Genomic DNA, 208 nt, shown 5'->3' with positions numbered 1-208 from the left:
CTTCATCAAGATCGGCGCCTTGGCCCAGGGTTTGGCGGAGGCGCGCATGCGCTCCGGGATGGCGGCCACCGTTGGGCAGGCCGCCTTTGATTCAGCCGTCAAATCGCTGGATGGGCAGGCGCAGTCGCGGGCGGCGATGGTTGCGCTGCATGAGGAGTTGGCTCGCATTCAGGCCGTCTCGCCCTACCGCGCCGTCGCGATCGGCGGC

Annotated in this window: 1 protein-coding gene; it reads left to right on the top strand. The window is 68.8% G+C overall.

The window, feature by feature from the left end; all coding sequences use genetic code 11:
- A partial coding sequence (locus ACM0OY_RS40730) for a hypothetical protein (protein ID WP_414574354.1) occupies positions 1–208 on the top strand: 208 nt, incomplete at both ends.

This window comes from Nostoc sp. CCY 9925 (genome assembly GCF_963920935.1).
In the GTDB taxonomy this organism is placed as follows: Bacteria; Cyanobacteriota; Cyanobacteriia; order Cyanobacteriales; family Nostocaceae; genus Nostoc.
This window is presented reverse-complemented; position numbering and strand designations above follow the sequence as displayed.